This window comes from Saccharothrix longispora (assembly GCF_030852425.1).
Lineage (GTDB): Bacteria > Actinomycetota > Actinomycetes > Mycobacteriales > Pseudonocardiaceae > Actinosynnema > Actinosynnema longispora.
This window is the reverse complement of the sequence record NZ_NSDM01000024.1, coordinates 51,208-69,712: the sequence shown is the minus strand read 5'-3', so window position 1 is coordinate 69,712 and position 18,505 is coordinate 51,208. Positions and strand designations below refer to the sequence as shown.

At 73.1% G+C, this 18,505-nt stretch carries 21 protein-coding genes; 8 read left to right on the top strand and 13 right to left on the bottom strand.

Annotated elements, in window-relative coordinates; translation table 11 throughout:
* Positions 1-70: 70 nt before the first annotated feature.
* From CKY47_RS34540 to CKY47_RS34530, 3 genes are all read left to right on the top strand, one after another.
* Complete coding sequence (locus tag CKY47_RS34540) at positions 71-661, top strand: helix-turn-helix domain-containing protein (RefSeq protein WP_306750574.1); 591 nt, start codon at positions 71-73, stop codon at positions 659-661.
* A gap of 25 nt (positions 662-686) precedes the next feature.
* Complete coding sequence (locus CKY47_RS34535) at positions 687-1,196, top strand: NUDIX hydrolase (protein ID WP_306750573.1); 510 nt, start codon at positions 687-689, stop codon at positions 1,194-1,196.
* 477 nt (positions 1,197-1,673) lie between these two features.
* Positions 1,674-2,018: an RNA polymerase-binding protein RbpA gene (locus CKY47_RS34530; RefSeq protein WP_053722354.1), complete on the top strand. Its 345-nt coding sequence runs from the start codon at positions 1,674-1,676 to the stop codon at positions 2,016-2,018.
* Positions 2,019-2,102: 84 nt separating this feature from the next.
* On the opposite strand, the gene CKY47_RS34525 is transcribed toward CKY47_RS34530, so the two are convergent.
* On the bottom strand, positions 2,103-2,894 hold the full coding sequence (locus CKY47_RS34525; RefSeq protein ID WP_306750572.1) for a polyprenol monophosphomannose synthase: 792 nt from the start codon (positions 2,892-2,894) through the stop codon (positions 2,103-2,105).
* A complete protein-coding gene (lnt, locus tag CKY47_RS34520) occupies positions 2,869-4,494 on the bottom strand; it encodes an apolipoprotein N-acyltransferase (RefSeq protein WP_306750571.1) in 1,626 nt (541 codons plus the stop codon). Before lnt ends, CKY47_RS34525 begins: the two co-directional genes overlap by 26 nt.
* Positions 4,495-4,739: 245 nt before the next feature.
* Here lnt and CKY47_RS34515 point away from each other — a divergent pair, with 245 nt between their 5' ends.
* Entirely contained in the window at positions 4,740-4,925 is a 186-nt protein-coding gene (locus tag CKY47_RS34515; protein WP_306750570.1) for a PspC domain-containing protein, read from the top strand.
* Here CKY47_RS34515 and CKY47_RS34510 read toward each other — a convergent pair.
* Positions 4,919-5,671, bottom strand: a complete 753-nt coding sequence (locus CKY47_RS34510) for a TetR/AcrR family transcriptional regulator (RefSeq protein ID WP_306750569.1) — start codon at positions 5,669-5,671, stop codon at positions 4,919-4,921. The two genes, CKY47_RS34515 and CKY47_RS34510, sit on opposite strands and share 7 nt — an antisense overlap.
* Before the next feature lie 22 nt (positions 5,672-5,693).
* Positions 5,694-6,047: a GntR family transcriptional regulator gene (locus CKY47_RS34505; RefSeq protein WP_306750568.1), complete on the bottom strand. Its 354-nt coding sequence runs from the start codon at positions 6,045-6,047 to the stop codon at positions 5,694-5,696.
* Positions 6,048-6,136: 89 nt separating this feature from the next.
* Between CKY47_RS34505 and CKY47_RS34500 the strand changes: the two genes are divergently transcribed.
* On the top strand, positions 6,137-6,331 hold the full coding sequence (locus tag CKY47_RS34500; protein ID WP_306750567.1) for a hypothetical protein: 195 nt from the start codon (positions 6,137-6,139) through the stop codon (positions 6,329-6,331).
* On the opposite strand, the gene kal is transcribed toward CKY47_RS34500, so the two are convergent.
* The 6 genes from kal to kdd are packed head-to-tail and all read right to left on the bottom strand — an operon-like array spanning position 6,328 to position 12,290.
* A complete protein-coding gene (gene kal / locus CKY47_RS34495) occupies positions 6,328-6,717 on the bottom strand; it encodes a 3-aminobutyryl-CoA ammonia lyase (protein WP_306750566.1) in 390 nt (129 codons plus the stop codon). The genes CKY47_RS34500 and kal overlap by 4 nt on opposite strands.
* Entirely contained in the window at positions 6,714-7,478 is a 765-nt protein-coding gene (gene kamE, locus CKY47_RS34490) for a lysine 5,6-aminomutase subunit beta (RefSeq protein WP_306750565.1), read from the bottom strand. Before kamE ends, kal begins: the two co-directional genes overlap by 4 nt.
* On the bottom strand, positions 7,475-9,043 hold the full coding sequence (gene kamD, locus CKY47_RS34485) for a lysine 5,6-aminomutase subunit alpha (RefSeq protein WP_306750564.1): 1,569 nt from the start codon (positions 9,041-9,043) through the stop codon (positions 7,475-7,477). The genes kamE and kamD overlap by 4 nt, the downstream gene beginning before the upstream one ends.
* A 3-nt stretch (positions 9,044-9,046) precedes the next feature.
* Positions 9,047-9,733, bottom strand: coding sequence for a TIR domain-containing protein (locus CKY47_RS34480; RefSeq protein WP_306750563.1), 687 nt, complete (start codon positions 9,731-9,733; stop codon positions 9,047-9,049).
* On the bottom strand, positions 9,730-11,220 hold the full coding sequence (locus tag CKY47_RS34475; RefSeq protein WP_306750585.1) for an amidohydrolase: 1,491 nt from the start codon (positions 11,218-11,220) through the stop codon (positions 9,730-9,732). The genes CKY47_RS34480 and CKY47_RS34475 overlap by 4 nt, the downstream gene beginning before the upstream one ends.
* Positions 11,221-11,276: 56 nt before the next feature.
* Positions 11,277-12,290, bottom strand: a complete 1,014-nt coding sequence (gene kdd, locus CKY47_RS34470) for an L-erythro-3,5-diaminohexanoate dehydrogenase (protein ID WP_306750562.1) — start codon at positions 12,288-12,290, stop codon at positions 11,277-11,279.
* 100 nt (positions 12,291-12,390) lie between these two features.
* Here kdd and CKY47_RS34465 point away from each other — a divergent pair, with 100 nt between their 5' ends.
* On the top strand, positions 12,391-12,948 hold the full coding sequence (locus CKY47_RS34465; protein ID WP_306750561.1) for a sugar O-acetyltransferase: 558 nt from the start codon (positions 12,391-12,393) through the stop codon (positions 12,946-12,948).
* 122 nt (positions 12,949-13,070) lie between these two features.
* Here CKY47_RS34465 and CKY47_RS34460 read toward each other — a convergent pair whose 3' ends face one another.
* The 3 genes from CKY47_RS34460 to CKY47_RS34450 are packed head-to-tail and all read right to left on the bottom strand — an operon-like array spanning position 13,071 to position 16,103.
* Positions 13,071-14,573 carry a tripartite tricarboxylate transporter permease gene (locus CKY47_RS34460; RefSeq protein WP_306750559.1) on the bottom strand — a complete coding sequence of 501 codons (1,503 nt, stop codon included), beginning with the start codon at positions 14,571-14,573 and terminating at the stop codon, positions 13,071-13,073.
* On the bottom strand, positions 14,566-15,123 hold the full coding sequence (locus CKY47_RS34455; protein WP_306750558.1) for a tripartite tricarboxylate transporter TctB family protein: 558 nt from the start codon (positions 15,121-15,123) through the stop codon (positions 14,566-14,568). The genes CKY47_RS34460 and CKY47_RS34455 overlap by 8 nt, the downstream gene beginning before the upstream one ends.
* Complete coding sequence (locus CKY47_RS34450) at positions 15,120-16,103, bottom strand: Bug family tripartite tricarboxylate transporter substrate binding protein (protein ID WP_306750557.1); 984 nt, start codon at positions 16,101-16,103, stop codon at positions 15,120-15,122. The genes CKY47_RS34455 and CKY47_RS34450 overlap by 4 nt, the downstream gene beginning before the upstream one ends.
* A gap of 151 nt (positions 16,104-16,254) precedes the next feature.
* On the opposite strand from CKY47_RS34450, the gene CKY47_RS34445 reads away from it, so the two are divergent.
* Positions 16,255-17,826 carry an ATP-binding protein gene (locus CKY47_RS34445; RefSeq protein ID WP_306750556.1) on the top strand — a complete coding sequence of 524 codons (1,572 nt, stop codon included), beginning with the start codon at positions 16,255-16,257 and terminating at the stop codon, positions 17,824-17,826.
* Positions 17,823-18,494, top strand: coding sequence for a response regulator (locus CKY47_RS34440; RefSeq protein ID WP_306750555.1), 672 nt, complete (start codon positions 17,823-17,825; stop codon positions 18,492-18,494). Before CKY47_RS34445 ends, CKY47_RS34440 begins: the two co-directional genes overlap by 4 nt.
* The last annotated feature ends 11 nt before the right edge of the window (positions 18,495-18,505 follow it).

Genomic DNA, 18,505 nt, shown 5'->3' with positions numbered 1-18,505 from the left:
GCACGGTGGCCCCGGCCACCCCCGTCGTCCCACAATGGGCAAACACCGTTGCCGACACCGGGACATCACCATGACCGACGCGCCACCCCCGCCCGACCCCGCCGACGACGTGCTCGGCAAGGTCGGCGAACGCCTGCGGCACCTGCGCACCAGCCGCGGCGCCACCCTCGCCGACCTCGCCCACGCCACCGGCATCTCCAAGTCCACCCTGTCCCGGCTCGAGTCCGGGCAGCGCCGCCCCAGCCTCGAACTGCTGCTGCCCATCGCCCGCGCCCACCGCGTGCCCCTCGACGAACTCGTCGGCGCGCCGCCCGTGGGCGACCCCCGCATCCGCCCCGTGCCCGTCCGCCGCAACGGCATGACCGTCCTGCCGCTCACCCAGCAGCCCGGCGGCCTGCAGGCGTACAAGATGATCATCCCGCCGCGCGGCGAACCCGACCCGCGCACCCACACCGGCTACGAGTGGCTCTACGTCCTGTCCGGGCGGCTGCGCCTCGTGCTCGCCGACCACGACGTCGTCCTGGCGCCCGGCGAGGCCGCCGAGTTCGACACCCGCCTGCCGCACTGGTTCGGCCCCGCCGGCGACGAGCCCGTCGAGGTGCTCAGCCTCTTCGGCAAGCAGGGCGAGCAGATCCACATGCGCACCCGCCGCAGGGGCTGACCCCGCGCCCGGCACACTGGCCCCCATGACGGGCACACCCGGGACGGGCAGGCGCAGGACGGGCAGGCGCAGCGCGGGCATCCTGCTCCACCGCCGGGGCGCGGCGGGCGTCGAGGTCCTGCTCGGCCACATGGGCGGGCCGTTCTGGGCGCGCAAGGACGACGGCGCCTGGTCCATCCCCAAGGGCGAACCCGACGGCGACGACGAGGCCCCCGAGACCACCGCGCGCCGCGAGTTCACCGAGGAACTGGGCCTGCCCGTGCCCGAGGGCGAACTGGTGCCGCTGGGCGAGGTCCGCCAGTCCGCCGGCAAGGTCGTGCACGCCTTCGCCCTGGCCGGCGACCTCGACCCCGATCAGGTGGTTCCGGGGACCTTCACGATGGAATGGCCGCCACGCTCCGGGCAACTGCGCGAGTTCCCCGAAATCGACCGAGTCGCATGGTTTTCCCTGGTCCAGGCTCGCGTGAAGATCGTCAAGGGGCAGCGTGAGCTGCTCGACAGGCTCGATGGGAGCGTTGTTTTCGCGCAACACTGAAGTCATCGAGAGAGTGAAGGGCATCCACCTGCGTTTGGGTGAGGGCCGGACGGGTGATACATCCTCATGTCCGCCGCCGCCCCAGACCGCGCCCCAGGCAGCTCCCGCACGCAGCGTGTCCGGGCACGGGCACGATGTCCGAATTGACTTTCCGTGATCGCAAGCATGACGGGCGTCACTACTCGTGCGTTAAGCCCGCTGTGACGTCGCCCAGAGTGTTCGGTCTAAGCTGTCGCAGCCGCACGACTTCTACCGGCGTTACTCCATCAGTGTGATGGTGTGTCCCGGTAGCTTGATAACGCGTCACGAACCGCCCGCGATTGCCTCCCTTAGGAGGAAGCCTTCGTTGACGGGTGAAAGACGTCACTGTGGGCGACGATGACCACGAAGCCGGGAACGAACGGAGCAGTCCGATCGTTGCACTCGGTGAGCAACAAGCCTGGGCCCCGGCCCTGAGCCGAGCGAAAGGACACCGCCATGGCCGACCGCGTTCTACGGGGCAGCCGGCTCGGAGCAGTCAGCTACGAGACCGACCGCAACCACGATCTCGCCCCGCGCCGGTCGGTGCGGTACGCCTGCCCCAAGGGTCACGACTTCGAGGTCCCGTTCTCCGACGACGCCGAGATCCCGCACACCTGGGAATGCCGCCTGCACGGCCAGGAGTCGAAGATCATCGACGGTGCCGAGCCGGAGGCGAAGAAGGTCAAGCCGCCGCGCACGCACTGGGACATGCTCCTGGAGCGCCGCACCATCCCCGAGCTGGAGGAGCTGCTCGACGAGCGGCTGGAGGAGCTCAAGGGACGGCGCACCCGCACCGCCTGACGCGAGACGTGAGACGTGAGACGCGAGGGGGGCCTGTCGGATCGATCCGACAGGCCCCCCTCCGTCGTGCCCGCTCCCCCGCGACTAGCGGTTGCCCGGCGTCTTCGCCTTCGGTGCGAACAGGTCGCGCAGCTGGGTCGCGCGCCGCCGCACGCCCCACTTCGTCACCCGCCACAACGCCTCGCGCACGATGTCGCCGCTCATCTTCGACTCGCCGATCTCACGCTCGGTGAACGTGATCGGCACCTCCACCACGCGGTAGCCCAGCTCGATCGTCCGCCACGCCAGGTCGATCTGGAAGCAGTAGCCCTGCGAGGCCACCGTGTGCAGCTTGAGCCGGTCGAGCACCTCGGCCCGGAACGCCCGGAAGCCGCCGGTGATGTCCTTGACCTTCGCCCCCAGCGCCAGCCGCGAGTACACGCTGCCGCCGCGCGAGATCAGCTGCCGGTACTTCGGCCAGTTCACCGTGCTGCCGCCCGGCACGTACCGCGAGCCGAGCACCAGGTCGGCGTCCTCCAGCGCGTCCAGCAGTCGCGGCAGGTCCTCCGGGGCGTGCGAGCCGTCGGCGTCCATCTCCACGACCACCGCGTACCGCCGCTCCAGCGCCCACCGGAACCCGGCCACGTACGCCGCTCCCAGGCCCGCCTTCTCCGTGCGGTGCATCACGTGGACCCGGTCGTCCGCGGCGGCCATCTCGTCGGCGACCTTCCCCGTCCCGTCCGGGCTGCCGTCGTCGACCACGAGCACGTGCACCTGCGGCAACGCCGCGTGCAGCCGCTTCACGATCGTCCCGATGTTGTCCCGCTCGTTGTAGGTCGGGATCACCACCAGCACCGGCCCGAGCTCGCGGTCAGGCTGCGCCTGCTGGTCCGCCATCCGTTTCCTCCTCGCCGACACCCGCACCAGGGGTCGGACGCGATCGTCGTTTCCGTGTCAGTCGCACCGCCGAGCCGAACGCCAGGGCGAGCAGGCCGAGGGCGGTCATCACCCACTCGGGCCATGCACCGAGCCGGGTGGCAAGCGTAGCCTCCCCCCGCAGCGGCAGCGTCGCCACCAGCGCGTCGGGGGTGAACATGCCGGTCCGCTGCGTGACGGAGCCGTCCGGGGCCACGATGGCGCTCACCCCGGAGGTGGCCGAGACCACCACCGCCCGGCCGTGCTCCACCGCCCGAACCCGCGACATGGCCAACTGCTGGTAGGTCATCTCGGTGTAGCCGAACGTGGCGTTGTTGGTCGGGATCGCGATCAGGTTCGCTCCCCCGCCCGCGAGCACCGAGTCGCGCACCACCGAGTCGAAGGCCACCTCGTAGCAGGTGTCGATCGCCACCCGCACGTCGCCGACGGCGAACCCGGTCGGGTCGTCGCCCGGCTGGAAGCGGCCCGCGCGTTCCACGGTCTCGCTGAAGATCCGGAAGAACTCCCGGTAGGGCATCGTCTCGCCGAAGGGCTGCAGCCGGCGCTTGGTGTAGGTGTCGGTGGCGCCCACACCCGGTTCGAACAGCACCACCGTGTTGCGGGGCAGGTTGTCGGCCCGATCGACGACCACCGCGCCCACCGCGATGGGCGCGCGGATCGCCTCGGTGGCGCGCTGGATCTGCGCGGCGGCGTCGACGTTGCGGAACGGGTCGATGTCGGAGGAGTTCTCCGGCCAGATCACCAGCTGCGGCCGCGGCGCCCGCCCCGCGTCGACGTCGGCGGCCAGCTCCAGGGTCCGCTTGACGTGGTTGTCGAGCACCGCGCGGCGCTGGGAGTTGAAGTCCAGGCCCGCGCGCGGCACGTTGCCCTGCACCGCGGCGACCGTCACCTCGCCCTGGTCGGGATCGGTGCGCACGAGCGCGGTCGCCGCGAGCCCGGCGACCAGCGGCAGCACCACCAGCGGCGCGCCCACCCGCCAGTCGCGGCCCAGGTGGGCCAGGCCGAAGCCGGTCAGCGCGACGGCGAACCCGACCAGCGGCGCGCCGCCCAGCGACGCCAGCGGCAGGTACCAACCCTCGGGCTGCCCGAAGGCGATCCTGCCCCACGGGAACCCGCCGAACGGGAACACCGCGCGCAGCGCCTCGTCGGCCACCCACACCAGCGCCATCCACAGCGGCGCGCCCGGCAGCCTCGACACCACCGCCATCGCCGCCGTGCCCACCGCGATGAGCAGCGCGCACACCAGCGCCAGCGGCAGCCACGCGATCAGGCCCACGAACTCGCCGGTCCAGCGCAGCAACGGCGCCATGAACCCCAGCCCCCACACCAGGCCCAGCCCGAACCCGGCGCGCGCGCGGCGTCCGTGCACCAGCACGCCGAGCACGGCGAACCCCAGCGGCGCGAGCCACCACGTGGTGCGCGGCGGGAAGCTGAGGTAGACCAGCGCGCCGCCGGCGGCGGCCGGCAGCACCCGCAGCAGCGTGCCGCGCACGTCGCGGCGACGGCGGGCGGGGGGCGTGTCGGCGGCGGGCTGACCCGGCGCCACGGGGGGAGCGACCACGCGTCCAGCCTACGAGGAGCAGGTCAGGACCCCGTACGGCGGGCGACCGCCGCCCCCCGATCCGGACACCCGGTGCGAATCACCCGGTCGGACGCGGCCGGGTCGCCCGACCGGCGCGTTCACGCGCCGCGGTCGACGACGCGCGGGCGGGCGCGGGGTTGCCCTGGATTGCCGAGGGCCTCCCCTGGGTAGGGATCAGGGTGTCCACCGATGTCGGGGGGCCGAAACACAGGGATGGTGGAGACATGACGACGTTGAGCAGGCCCCAGAGCCAGAAGATGATCGCGGGCGTGTGCGCCGGTCTGGCCGCGCGCTACGGCTGGAAGGCGAGCACGGTGCGACTGCTGTTCGTGGTGTCGTGCCTGCTGCCCGGCCCGCAGTTCCTCGTCTACATCGTGCTGTGGGCGATGATGCCCAAGGCCGCCTACTGACCCGCCTGCCGGGACCGCACCAGCGCCTCGACGCCGTCGAGCACGCGTTCCAGCCCGAAGGCGAACGCGTGCTCACCGTCGTGGGCCGCGCCGTGGGCCTCCCCCGCCGCGGCACCCACGCGGGCCGCCCGGGGGAACCGCCGGGGGTCGAAGACCTTCGCCAGGTACGGCGCGGCGGCCTGCCACCACTGCTCGTCGGTCAGGCCCGTGCGCTGCTCGGTGCGGGCGGCCTCCACCGCGACGCGGGCGGCGGTGCGCACGTGGCCGAGCACCAGGGCCAGCACCGAGTCCATCTCCACGTCGGTCAGCCCGATGCCGTCCACGGCGCCCAGCTCGTAGTCGTACTTCGCGGCCACGTTGGGCCCCAGCACGGCCCGGTTCGTGGGCACCTCCAGCAGCCACGGGTGGCGCAGGTGCAGCTCCCAGTTCTCCCGCGCGACGCTGGTGAGCCTGCCCCGCCACCCGCCGGGCACGTCCGCCGGCCGGGCGGTCTCGCCGTTGACGTGGTCGACCATCACGTCGACCAGCTCGGCCTTGCCCGGCACGTGCGTGTAGAGCGACATGGTGCCCACGCCCAGCTTCTCCGCCACCCGGCGCATGGACAGCGCCCCGATGCCCTCGGCGTCGGCCAGGGCGACCGCGGCGGTGACGATGCGGTCCACGCCCAGGTCCTTGCGGGCGCTGCGCTCGTGGGTGCGCCACAGCACCGCGAGGGTCCGGGCCGGGTCGCTGGGTTCGGCTGCCACGGCTGATCACCCTACGGGTGGTTCACCCCGCCAGCGCGGCGCGGACGATCTCCAACGCCTCGTCGGCGCTCAGGCCCTGCTCGCGGGCGGTGGCGGCGTAGCCGCGGGCGGCGCGCAGCACCCGTTCCCGGCTGCGCTCCCCCGCCGCGCTGACCACCGTGCCCGCTCTGCCGCGGGTCTCGATGAGACCCGCCTCCTCCAGCTCGCGGTAGGCGCGGGCCACCGTGTTGACCGCGATGCCCAAGTCGGCGGCCAGCGCCCGCACGGTCGGCAACCTGGTGCCCACCGCCAGCTCGCGGTCGGTGATCTTGCGGGCGAACTGGGACCGCACCTGCTCGTAGGGCGGCACGGACGAAGCCTGATCGAGGCTGATCACGGGTCGATAGTGGCAGAGCGTGAGCCTCGACAGCGCGCTCCCCGCTTCCGGCGTGGCGCGCCGAAGCCGCGCTGCGCGGTGACCCACAGGTGCGCGAGCCCACCGCGCGCACCCGGCAGGAGCACCGGGAGCACGTCACGGGGGCTTCGCCGACGACCTCGGTGGTGGAGGTCGTCGGCGTGGAACTCGTCGGCGTGGACGCCGAGGCGGTCTCCGACGAGCCGGACGGGTTCGGCGAGCCCCGGCACACCGACCCGTGCGCGCCGCGGAAGGTCCGCGGCTAGTCCCGCTTGGGGGCGACCACGGTGCCGCGGGCGCGGGTGGCCACGACCGGCGGGTCCAGCACGTCGGCGGCCGACGGGCCGCGCTCGGGCGCGGAGCGGCACACCACGCGGACCTCGAACTCGATCTCGCGCGACCGGGTGCCCACCCGCACGAGGGTGGCGGTGGCCTCGACCACGTCGCCGGCGAGGATCGGCGCGGCGAACTCGACGTGCGAGTAGCCGGCGAACAGGCCCTCGTCGCCGTCGGTGCGGATGAGCAGCTCGGTGGCGACGTCGCCGAACAGGCCCAGCCCGTAGGCGCCGTCCACGAGGTCGCCGCCGTAGTGGGCGTGCGAGTGCGGCACGTAGCGGCGGTGGGTGACGGAGAAACCCTCGGTCGGGCTCACGCTGCGGTCTCCTTCTTCGTCTTCACGGCGTGCACGAGGTAGCTGGCGACCTCACCGGGCGTGGTGCCGCGGCCGAAGACCCGGTCCACGCCCAGCTCGCCGGCCATCAGCGGGTCGAAGCGGGGACCGCCGGCGATGAGCAGCGGGCGCCGCTCCCCCATCGCCTCGCGGAACGCCGCCGACATCTCCTGGGTGTTGAGCAGGTGTGCGTCGCGCTGGGTGACGACCTGGGAGACGAGCACGGCGTCGGCCTTCTCCGCGCGGGCGCGGCGGACCAGCTCGGGCACCGGGACCTGCGCGCCCAGGTTCACCACCTTGAGCTCGCGGTAGTACTCCAGGCCCTTCTCCCCGGCGAAGCCCTTGACGTTGAGGATCGCGTCGATGCCGACGGTGTGGGCGTCGGTGCCGATGCAGGCGCCCACGACGACGAGCTTGCGGCGCAGCAGCCTCCTGAGCGCGGTGTTGACCTCGCCGGGCGGGAGCAGCGGGTACTCGCGCTCCACCACGCGCACCTCGTCCAGGTCCACGACGTGCTTCACCGAGCCGTAGACGACGAAGAAGGTGAAGTCCTCCCCGATGGGGTGGGAGTGCACCACCATCGCGGGGTCGATGCCCATCCGGTTGGCCAGCTGCTGCGCGGCGCCGTCGGCGCGCGGGCCGGCCGGGACGGGCAGGGTGAACGAGGTCTGCACCATGCCGTCGCCGGTGGTGTCGCCGTAGGGGCGCACGTGCCGCTTGGTCGTCCTGCTCGTCTCGCTCATGGCCGCTCCTCCAGCAGCTCGGAGGCCGGGTTGAGGTAGTCGTCGGCCTTCGCGACGACGCCGTCGGCGCCCTTGCCGCCGTCGGCGGGGCGCTTCATCAGGCCGAAGGTGCCGTCGGCGATGGCGTCGAGCAGGCCGTCGGCGACGATGCGCTCCAGCAGGTCGACGGCTTCGCCGAGCACCTGGTGGGCGCGCTTGACGATCAGCCCGTCGGGCGCGGGCCGGAAGTCCTCGGCGAGGCCCCCGGCGGCGTCGAGGACGTAGCGGACGTTGGCCAGGGCCAGGTCGCGGTCGGACAGGAACGGGGTGACGACGGCCTCGGTCATCATGCCGACCAGCAGGATCGACTGGCCGGTGAGCACGCCCGCGAGGTTGAAGAACCCGTCGAGCAGGTAGCCCTTGAACACGTCGCCGGTCATGTGCTTGGTGGGCGGCATCCACTTCAGCGGCGCGTCGGGGAACAGCTCGCGGGCCAGCAGGGCGTGGGCCAGTTCCAGGCGGAACGACTCGGGCACGGCCGGGTTGATCTCGAAGGCGTGCCCGAGGCCCAGCAGGTGGTCCGGCAGTCCGGCCTCGTGCGCGAAGCGCTCGTTGAGCAGCTGGGACACGGTGACGGTGTGCGCGGCGTCCACGGCGTCGGCGGTGGTGAGGTAGTTGTCCTCGCCGGTGTTGATGATGATCCCGGCGCGGGCGTGGACCTGGCGGGAGAACCGCTGGTCGACGAAGGTGCGGATCGGGTTGATGTCGCGGAAGAGGATGCCGTACATGGAGTCGTTGAGCATCATGTCGAGGCGTTGCAGGCCCGCCAGGACGGCGATCTCGGGCATGCACAGCCCGGAGGCGTAGTTGGTCAGGCGCACGTAGCGGCCGACCTCCTTGGACACCGCGTCCAGGGCGGCGCGCATGATGCGGAAGTTCTCCTGCGTGGCGTAGGTGCCGGCGAACCCGTGGTGGGTGGCGCCCTCGGGCACGTAGTCCAGCAGCGACTGCCCGGTGGAGCGGATGACCGCGATGACGTCGGCCCCGGCGCGGGCGGCGTTGCACGCCTGCACCACGTCCTCGTCGATGTCGCCGGTGGCCACGATGAGGTAGATCCAGGGTCGTCGCGCGGGGTCGCCGAGCTTGGCGACGAGCGCGTCGCGCCGGGCCTTGTTCCGGTCGACCGTGCGCAGGCCGCGGGTGACGGCGGCCCGCGCGGCCTTCTCGGCGCGGGCGCGGGCGCGGCCCTCGGGCAGCCGGTAGGCGACCTGCCCGGCGGCGGTGGCCTCGGCCAGTTCGGTCAGGTTCGCGAAGTCGTGCTCGCGCAGGGCGTGGAAGACGGGCAGCGCGACGCCGTGCTCCAGCCCGCAGTGCTCGCGCACGGTGTCCACCACCCGGTTGACCCACGGCACGTCACCGGCGCGGTGGGTGGAGTCCGCGCCGGTGATGCCCGCCAACCGCAGCGTGGCGCGCTCGACCGCCACCGTGGTGTAGGCCTTCGCGATGCCCACGACCGGTTCGGCGGCCCGTGCGGCCAGGGCGCGCGCCTTGGCGACCACCGCCGGGTCGAGGTCGAGCAACGCCATGTGTCACTCCTGTCCGTGCTGAGGTGATCGCGGGAAGTTGATGTCCGCGGTCTCCGGGTCGCGGAGGTAGAGGTGGACCGGGCCGGACTCGATGTGGACGCGCTGGCTGGGCCGGTTCGCGTCGGGGTCGAATCGGCCCAGTTCCCTCACCACCAGCAGGACCTCGTTGAGGATGTCGCGGTCGGAGCGCACCTCGCCGGTGTGCGGGACGGCCGCGCGGAACGCGGTCACCGCGTCGTGGAGGGAAGGCCATTCGCGGTCGAGGAAGCGCGCCAGCCGGGTCTCCGACGGGGGAGCGGGCAGCTGCGCGTTGATCGTGGCGAGCAGGTGCAGGACCTCCTCGCGGTCGGTCGCGTCGACGGCCTGGAACTGGCTGAGCGGCCCGACGACGTCGGTCTTCCCCAGGTCCGGCAGCAGTGGGACGACGCTGGCCTGGCCGACGCTCTTGGAGACGGCCCCGGCCTCGAAGTTGATCCACGGCGAAGACCGGTCGGCGGCGGTGAGCACGACGATCCCGAACGCGGTGTCCTCCAGTTCGGCGCCCAGTTCGACCATGCTCGGCCGGACCTTGGCGATGTCCTTCTCCGACATCCACGGTGTGACCGACTGGATCACCAGTTGCAGCCACTCGTGCAGGAACGAGGCGAACTGCTTGGTCTCGGGGCCCGACCAGGAGGTGAAGACCTTCACAGGTCCCCCTCGAAGATCGTGCGCCCGCGCAGCACGGTGCGCAGGCACACCGGTGCGGGGCCGTCGAGGGCGGGCAGGGCCGGGACGCGGGAGCGCGGGTCGGTGGACCAGCGCTGCACGCGGCTGTCGGGGGCGGCGACCTCCAGGTCGGCGGCGTCCCACACCGCGTAGGTGGCGGGCGCGCCGGGCTGGAGGGTGCCGGTGACGCCGTCGTCGACGCCCGCGGCCCGCCAGCCGCCCCGGGTGTGGGCGTTGAACGCCGCGCGCGGGGAGATGCCGTGCCCCTCGGTGCGGTGGTGCACCGCCGCCTTCACCGCCGCCCACGGGTCCACCGGGGTCACCGGCGCGTCCGAGCCCAGGGCCAGGATCATCCCGGCGGCGGCCAGCCGGGAGAACGGGTTGAGCGCCGTTCCCCGCTCGACCCCCAGGCGCTGGGCGTACATGCCGTCCGGGCCGCCCCAGGCGTGGTCGAACAGGGGCTGCACGGAGGCGACCGCGCCGTGGGAGGCCAGCGCCGCGGCCTGCTCGGCGGTGACCATCTCCAGGTGTTCGAGGCGGTGGTGGCGGGCGGCCAGGGCGGGGGTGCCCACGACCGCCGCGGCCTTGGCGAAGCCGTCCACGACGGCGGCCACGGCGGCGTCGCCGATGACGTGGAACCCGCCCTGCACGCCGGCGCGGGTGCAGGCCACCAGGTGCTCGGCGATGGCGTCCGCGTCGAGGTAGAGGGCGCCGGTGGTGTCGGCGTCGGCGTAGGGGCTGCGCAGGGCGGCGGTGCGGGAACCCAGTGCGCCGTCGACGAACAGGTCGCCCGCCAGGCCGCGCACGGGCAGGTCGACGCCGTCGGTCGAGCCCCAGTAGCCGACGACGTCGAGCAGGTCGGTGGCCAGCAGGTCGGCCAGGTCGTCGCGGCTGGAGATGTCGGGGCCGGCGCACTCGTGGACGGAGGCGATGCCGCGCGAGGCGGCGTGGTGCAGGAACGCCCGCTGGGCGGCGCGGCGGCGGTCGGCGGGGATGGCGTCCTTGGCGGCGCCGCGCACGTGGTGGTGGGCGGCCCGGGAGAGGGGGCCGTCGGGGGTGAAACCGTCGGCGTCGCGGGCGGCGGGGACGAGGTCGAGCAGGGCCGTGGAGGCCAGGGCGGAGTGCACGTCGATGCGCGAGAGGTAGACGCGCTTGCCGGCGGCGGCGTCGTCGAGTTCCGCGCGGGTCGGGGGCCGCCGCTCGGGCCAGGCGGTCTCGTCCCAGCCGTGGCCCCACACCAGGGGGCCGGGGGCGGCGCGCACGGCGTCGAGCAGGTCGCGCAGCGAGCGGCAGCCGGTCAGGTCCAGGCCGGTGAGCAGCAGGCCCGCCGAGGTGGCGTGCACGTGGGCGTCGACGAAGGCGGGCGCGACGAACGCGCCGCCCAGGTCGACGACGCGGGCGTCCGGGTGCAGGGCGCGGCCCACGGGGTCCTGGCCCAGCCACACCACGGTGTCGTCGTCCACGGCCATCGCGGTGGCGTCGGGGTTGGTCGGCGAGTGGATGCGCCCACCCACGAGCAGAGTAATCACGCTTGCTGAGTCTGCCTGTGCTCGAACAGCGCCCGCACGGCAGGTTCGGCGCGCAGCAGGTCGAGGGCGAACGCGGCATGACCTGGCACGTAACCGTTGCCGATGAGCATCTCCACGTCGGCGGCCAGCCCCTCGGCGCCCAGGGCGGCGGCCGGGAAGGAGGTGGCCATCGAGAAGAACACGATCGTGCCGCCGTCCGCCGTGGCGAGGATCGCGCCGTGCTCGCAGCCGGGCACGTCGACGCACACGACCGTCACGTCGGCGGGCCGGTCCACGGCGTCGGCCACGGCGATCGGGTCGCGGGCGTCGGCGACGACGACGGTGTCGGCCAGCCCGGCGGCGCGCACGGCGTCGGCCTCGGCATCGGTGGGCACCAGGGCGGTGAGCCGGCCCGCGCCGGCGCGACGGGCGGCGGCCAGCGACAACGACCCGGATTTGCCCCCGCCGCCCAGGACCAGCACGGACGGTGCCGCGCGGCGGCGCACGACGCGGTCGGTCAGGGCGGGCGCGCCGCACACGTCGAGCACGGACAGCGCGAGTTCGTCGGGCAGGTCGTCGGGCAGCACGGCGGCGATGGAGCGGCCGAACAGCACGGCGGTGCCGGTGCAGGGGACCTGCTCGGAGGCGCCGTCCCAGCGGCGCAGATCGTCGATGACGCGCAGCGGGGTCAGGGTGAGCGAGACGAGGGTGGCGACGCGGTCCCCCACCCGCAGGCCCAGCGGGGAGTCCGGGCCGACGGCGCGCACGGTGCCCAGCAGCATGCCGCCCGAACCGGTGGCGGGGTTCTGCATCTTGCCGCGCTCGGCGACGATGTCGAGCACGGCGCGGCGCACGCCGTCGACGCCGTGCTGCTCGCGCAACTGCCGGTAGGAGGCGGCGTCGAGGTTGAGGCGTTCGACGTCCAGGACGACCTCGTCGGGGCCGCAGGTGTCGTCGGCGTCCAGGCGCCAGGCCTGCTGCGGCAGCACGCCGGCGGGGTGCAGGACGCGGTGCAGACCGTACGACGACATCGACGTCATGGAAATCCTTCGGCCAGAGTGCTGCTAGACGCCGATATCTTCACGCGAACCGGCGAGAGTGCGCAAGAGTCGCGCCCAGTACGGTCGTGACATGCCCGAACCGACCATGCGCGAGCGGATGCTCGCCGGCGAGCCGTACGTCGCCGACGCCTCGCTGGAGCAGGACGTGCTGCGCGCCGACGACTTCATGGCCGCCTACAACGCCACCGGCGCGCGCGACGGCGCGCAGCGGCACCGACTGCTGGCCGAGCACCTGGGCGCGGTCGGCGAGGGCGTGGTGATCCGGCCGCCGCTCCGGGTCGACTTCGGCTGGAACATCCGGGTGGGCGACCGCTCGTTCGCGAACTTCGGGTTGGTCGCGCTGGACGTGGCGCCCATCGTGATCGGCGCGGACGTGCAGATCGGGCCGAACGTGCAACTGCTCACGCCCACCCATCCGGTCGAGCCGGGGCCGCGCCGGGAGAAGTGGGAGGGCGCCCACCCCATCACCATCGGCGACAACGTGTGGCTGGGCGGCGGCGTGATCGTGCTGCCGGGCGTGACCATCGGGGAGAACACCGTGGTGGGCGCCGGCGCGGTGGTGACCCGGGACCTGCCCGCGAACGTGGTGGCGGTCGGCAACCCCGCCCGCGTGATCCGCCACCTCTGACCGCGGCCCCGGAGCCCGAACGCGGAACTCACAGGTCCCGGACGTACGACTCGCGGGTGGGTACCGCGAGTCGTACGTCCGGGCCGGGCGAGTCGTACGTCCACGCCCGGCGGGGTGCGTGTTCAGGCCCCCGTGGTGACGGGGGTCCTGCGGCGGCGGAGTCGGAGCACCGTCGCCAGGACCAGGACCAGCGCGAGGATCGAGTAGGCGACCGCCGCGAACGGGCTGGTGACCAGCGCGGACAGGTCGCCCTCGCTGATCTGGAGGGTGCGGCGCACCTGCTCCTCGGCCATCGGGCCCAGGATCAGGCCGACGACCAGCGGCGCCACAGGGTAGCCGTGGCGCCGCATGAAGAACCCGACCAGGCCGATGATCAGCAGTACGACCAGGTCGTCCACCACGAAGTTCACCGCGTAGGTGCCCAGCGCGGCGAACAGCAGGATGCCCGCGTACAGGTACGGCCGCGGGATCTGCAGCACCTTCACCCAGATCTTGACCAGGGGCAGGTTGAGCACGAGCAGCATCACGTTGCCGATGTAGAGCGACGCGATCAGCGCCCACACCATCTCCGAGTTGTTCGTGAACAACAGCGGCCCCGGCTGGATGCCGTAGCTCTGGAACGCGGCCACGATCACCGCCGCGGTGGCGGTGGTGGGCAGGCCCAGGGTCAGCAGCGGCACCAGGACACCGGCCGCGGCGGCGTTGTTGGCCGCCTCGGGACCGGCCACGCCCTCGATCGCGCCCTTGCCGAACTCCTCGGGCCGCTTCGACAGCTTCTTCTCCGCCGCGTACGACAGGAACGTCGAGACGTCCGCGCCGCCCGCCGGGACGGTGCCGATCGGGAAACCGATGAACGTGCCGCGCAGCCACGGCTTCCAGGAGCGCCGCCAGAACTCGCCGGTCATCCACCTGCCGCCCACCGGCACCACCTCGACCGGCCCGTGCCGCAGCCGCGCGGCCACGTACAGCGCCTCGCCGACGGCGAACACGCCGACCGCGACCACCACGACGTCGATGCCGTCGGACAGCGTCGCCACGCCCAGGGTGAAGCGCTGCTGCCCGGTGAGGGTGTCGGTGCCGACCAGTCCCAGGAACAGGCCCAGGCCCAGCGACGCCAGGCCGCGCGCCGGCGAGGAGCCCAGCAGGGCGGCGACGGTGGTGAACGCGACGACCATCAGCGCCACGTAGTCGGCCGGGCCGAGCTGCACCGCGACGTCGGCGATGGTCGGCGCGAGCGCGGTGAGCAGCACCGTGGCGATGGTGCCCGCCACGAACGAGCCGATCGCGGCGGTGGCCAGGGCGGCGGCGCCGCGCCCGGCCTTGGCCATCCGGTTGCCCTCCAGCGCGGTGACGACGGAGGACGACTCGCCGGGTGTGTTGAGCAGGATCGAGGTCGTGGACCCGCCGTACATGCCGCCGTAGTAGATGCCCGCGAAGATGATCAGCGCGGCGGTGGGTTCGAGCGTGTAGGTCAGCGGCAGCAGCAGCGCCACCGTCATCGCCGGCCCGATGCCGGGCAGCACGCCCACGGCGGTGCCCAGCGTGACGCCCAGCAGGGCGTAGAGCAGGTACTCGGGCTGCGCGGCGGTCGCGAAGCCCTCCAGCAGTGCGGCCCAGTCACCCATCGAGGAGTGGCACCCCCTCGAAGACGCCGGCGGGCAGCGACAGGCCCAGCCCGGCGGCGAACACGACCTGCACGACCAGCGCCAGCACGACGGCGACGAGCAGTGCCTTCCACCAGACCGCGCCCAGCGTCCACGCCGCGCCCGCGAACAGCACGACGGCGGCGACCGGCCAGCCGACCGGGTCGATCAGCAGCAGGTGCGCGACCAGCACGACGACGAGCTTGCCGACGGTGAGCCAGTCGGTGCGCACCGAGTCGTCGACGTCCTCGGCGTCCTCGGCCTCGCCGAGCCTGCCGCGGGCGGTGGCCACGATCGCGGCGATGCCGGTGACGACGAGCAGCGCGCCCACCGCGTAGGGGAACGCGCGGGGCCCGACGCCGCCCGCCTGGTTGCGCGCGGTGATGGTGGTGGCGTCGACGAGCGTGAACACGCCGAGCGCGACGACCAGGGCCGCGAAGACGTACTCCTCGACCTTCGCCGACCGGGTCGGGGTGCCCGACGGGGCCGTCCCCGGCCCGGAGGCCGGGGACGGTGTGGCGGGCGAGGTCACTTCACGAGGCCGATCTCCTTGAGCACCGGCTGGATGCGGCCGATCTCGGTGGTGAGGAACGTGTTGAAGTCGTGCCCGGTCTGGAACGTGTCGGTCCAGCCCTTCTTCTTCAGCTCCTCCTGCCACTGCGGGCTCGCGTGCATGTCGGTGACCAGCTTGACCAGGCGGTCCTTGGCCGCCACGGAGATGGAGCCGGGCGCCACGACACCGCGCCAGTTGATCAGTTCCACACCGGTCCCGACCTGCTTGAACGTCGGTGCCTTGATCTCGGGGTGCTCCTTCGGGCCGGAGGTGCCCAGCGCGCGCAGCTTGCCCGCCTTGATCTGCTCGACGTACTCGCCGACACCGGAGATGCCGGCGTCGACCTTGCCGCCCAGCAGCGCGGCCAGCGACTCGCCGCCGCCGGAGTAGGCCACGTAGTTGAGCTTGGCCGGGTCGATGTCCTTGGCCTTGAGCAGCATCGCGGCGAGGATGTGGTCGGTGCCGCCGGCGGAGCCGCCGGTGATCGACACGCCCTGGCCCTTCTCGGCGACGGCCGCGAGCAGGTCGTCAATGGTCTGGTACGGCGAGTCGGCGGGCACCACGACGACCTCGTCCTCGGCGGTGAGGCGGGCGATCGGGGTGGTGTCCTCCAGGCGCTTGTCGACCTCGTTGGTCTCGACCGCGCCGACCATGACCAGGCCGGTCACCATCAGGTAGCTGTCGGACCTCTCGTTCGCGAGCTTCTGCAGGCCGACCGTGCCGCCCGCGCCGCCGACGTTGCTGACCTGCACCGATCCGGCGAGGTCGGCTCCGCTGATGGCCGCCTGCATCGCGCGCGCGGTCTGGTCCCAGCCGCCGCCCGGGTCCGCCGGGGCCATGATCTCGAGCCGGTCGACGTCGTCGGTCGCCGAGACGCCGCTTCCTCCGCCGCCACACCCCGCGAGCACCAGGCCCGCGGCGGCCACGGCCGCGAGGAGTCGGGTGTGCTGTCCTGCCATCGGGTCCTCCGTGTTCCACCCAGCGCGCCGTCGTGCTGGTGGCCGGACCCTAGATCCACTCGATCGGGTGAGGCGTCACATAGTTCGTAAGGGCCGTATTGGTCGTTTAGGTCGTGGCCCGGCTCACAGGCGATAGGCCAGAATGCCCCACATGCGCCGCCGTTCGGTCCCCCTGGGTGTCTCCCTGCTCATGTTGCAGGTGGTCATCGTGCTGATCACGGTGTGCGCGGCGGGGCTGATGGCGGCGAAGCTGCAGAGCGACCGCATCCGCGACTCGTACAAGGACCGGATGCTGTCGGTCGCCGAGAGCGTCGCACGACTGCCCACCGTCGTGGAAGCCTTCGACGCGCCCGACCCGGCCGGCACCATCCAGCCGCTGGCCCAGCTGATCCGCAACGCCTCCAACGTCACCTACGTCGTGGTCACCGACCGCACCGGCGTCCGCTACGCCCACCCCGACCCGGCGCGCATCGGCGAGATGGTGTCCACCGATCCCAGCACCGCGCTGTCGGGCCGCGTGTTCGTCGGCACCGAGACCGGCACCCTGGGCACGTCGCTGCGCGCGAAGGTGCCCATCCGCTCGCCGGACGGCGAGATCATCGGCATGGCGTCGGTGGGCATCCTGGAGAGCCAACTGGCCGCCGACCTCGCCGAGGACCTGCCCGAGCTGATCGGCTGGCTCGCCGCCGCGGCGCTCGTCGGCGTGCTGGGCGCGGCCCTGGTCACGCAGCTGGTCCGCAAGCGGACGTTCAAGCTGGAACCGGCGGAGATCGCGCAGCTGCTGGAGACCCGCGACGCGATGCTGCACGGCATCCGCGAGGGCGTGGTCGCCCTCGACGACCGCGAACGCCTCGCCCTGGTCAACGACGAGGCGGTGCGGCTGCTCGGCCTCACCGAGGACCCGACCGGCAGGCCCGCCGCCGACGTGCTGGAGGACGGCGGCCTGCTCGACCTCGCCCGCGGCGTGGACGACGTGGTCGACCGGCTCGTGCTCGCCGGCGAACGCGTCCTCGTCGCCAACCGCACCACCGCCAAGACCCACGGCCGCCCCGTCGGCGTCGTGCTCACCCTGCGTGACCGCACCGAGCTGCACGACGCGCTGCGCGAGCTCGACGGGCAGCGCACCGTCACCGAGGTGCTGCGGGCGCAGGCCCACGAGTTCACCAACCACCTGCACGTGATCAGCGGCCTGGTGGAGCTGGACCGGCGCGAGGACGCCGTCGCCTACATCGAACGGGTCGGCGGCGCCGGCTCGGTGACCTCCGGCATCATCGGCGGCGCGATGGCCGACCCGGCGCTGGCCGCGCTGCTGCTGGCGAAGTCCTCCACCGCGCACGAGCGCGGCGTGGCGCTGCGCCTGGACCCGGCCTCCACGGTCGACGCCCGCACCGGCGACGACGCGCTCACCGTGCTGGGCAACCTGCTCGACAACGCCGTCGACGCCGTGTCCGCCGGGGGCACCGTGCGCGTGCTGGTGCGGTCGGACACCACGGGCGTGCGGGTCGTGGTCGACGACGACGGCCCGGGGGTGGAGCGGTCGCAACGCGGCCGGATCTTCACCCTCGGGGTCAGCTCGAAGGCGCCGCGGGGCGCGCACGGACGAGGGATTGGACTGGCGTTGGTGTCCAGGGTGGTCACCCGGCGGAACGGCCGCGTGGAGATCTCCGATTCGGAACTGGGTGGCGCGTCGTTCGACGTGTGGCTGCCGGAGGTGGCCCGGTGAGCGTGCGCACCCTGGTCGTGGACGACGACTTCGCGGTCGCCGCCGTGCACCGCGGCTTCCTGGCGGCGCTGCCGCAGTTCGAGGTGGTCGGCGAGGCCCACGGCGGCGGCGAGGCGCTGCGCGCGGTCGAGGCGCTGCGCCCCGACCTCGTGCTGCTCGACATCCACCTGCCCGACATCTCCGGCCTGGAGGTCCTCGCCCGGCTGCGCGGCCGCCCCGGCCCGCCGGTGGACGTGATCGCGGTGACCGCGGCGCGCGAGCGCGAGACCGTCCGCCAGGCCATGTCCCGGGGCGTGGACCACTACCTGGTCAAGCCGTTCACCCGCACCGCGTTCCTCGACCGGATGCGCGAGTACCTGGCGCGGCGCACCGAGGTGGCGCGCATGGGCCAGTGGCTCGACCAGGACGAGGTGGACCAACTGCTCCAGCACCGGCCCCGCGCCGGCCTGCCCAAGGGCCTGTCCGCGGTGACGCTGAAACTCGTCCTCGACGCCCTGCGCACCACCACCGGCGACCTGTCCGCGCAGGAGGTCGGCGAACGCGCCGGCCTCTCCCGCGTCAGCGCCCGCCGCTACCTCGAACACCTGGTCACCGTGGGCAAGGCCGAGGTCCAGCCCCGCTACGGGGTCGCCAACCGGCCCGCCCACGGCTACCGCCTCACCAGCTGAGGCGGCGACCG

Bases quoted from the DNA above. Each gene is read 5' to 3' on its own strand.
- CKY47_RS34540 (WP_306750574.1), top strand. From the start codon at position 71: ATGACCGACGCGCCACCCCCGCCCGACCCCGCCGACGACGTGCTCGGC.
- CKY47_RS34535 (WP_306750573.1), top strand. From the start codon at position 687: ATGACGGGCACACCCGGGACGGGCAGGCGCAGGACGGGCAGGCGCAGC.
- CKY47_RS34530 (WP_053722354.1), top strand. From the start codon at position 1,674: ATGGCCGACCGCGTTCTACGGGGCAGCCGGCTCGGAGCAGTCAGCTAC.
- CKY47_RS34525 (WP_306750572.1), bottom strand. From the start codon at position 2,894: ATGGCGGACCAGCAGGCGCAGCCTGACCGCGAGCTCGGGCCGGTGCTG.
- CKY47_RS34515 (WP_306750570.1), top strand. From the start codon at position 4,740: ATGACGACGTTGAGCAGGCCCCAGAGCCAGAAGATGATCGCGGGCGTG.
- kamE (WP_306750565.1), bottom strand. From the start codon at position 7,478: ATGAGCGAGACGAGCAGGACGACCAAGCGGCACGTGCGCCCCTACGGC.
- kamD (WP_306750564.1), bottom strand. From the start codon at position 9,043: ATGGCGTTGCTCGACCTCGACCCGGCGGTGGTCGCCAAGGCGCGCGCC.
- CKY47_RS34475 (WP_306750585.1), bottom strand. From the start codon at position 11,220: ATGGCCGTGGACGACGACACCGTGGTGTGGCTGGGCCAGGACCCCGTG.
- kdd (WP_306750562.1), bottom strand. From the start codon at position 12,290: ATGTCGTCGTACGGTCTGCACCGCGTCCTGCACCCCGCCGGCGTGCTG.
- CKY47_RS34465 (WP_306750561.1), top strand. From the start codon at position 12,391: ATGCCCGAACCGACCATGCGCGAGCGGATGCTCGCCGGCGAGCCGTAC.
- CKY47_RS34460 (WP_306750559.1), bottom strand. From the start codon at position 14,573: ATGGGTGACTGGGCCGCACTGCTGGAGGGCTTCGCGACCGCCGCGCAG.
- CKY47_RS34450 (WP_306750557.1), bottom strand. From the start codon at position 16,103: ATGGCAGGACAGCACACCCGACTCCTCGCGGCCGTGGCCGCCGCGGGC.
- CKY47_RS34445 (WP_306750556.1), top strand. From the start codon at position 16,255: ATGCGCCGCCGTTCGGTCCCCCTGGGTGTCTCCCTGCTCATGTTGCAG.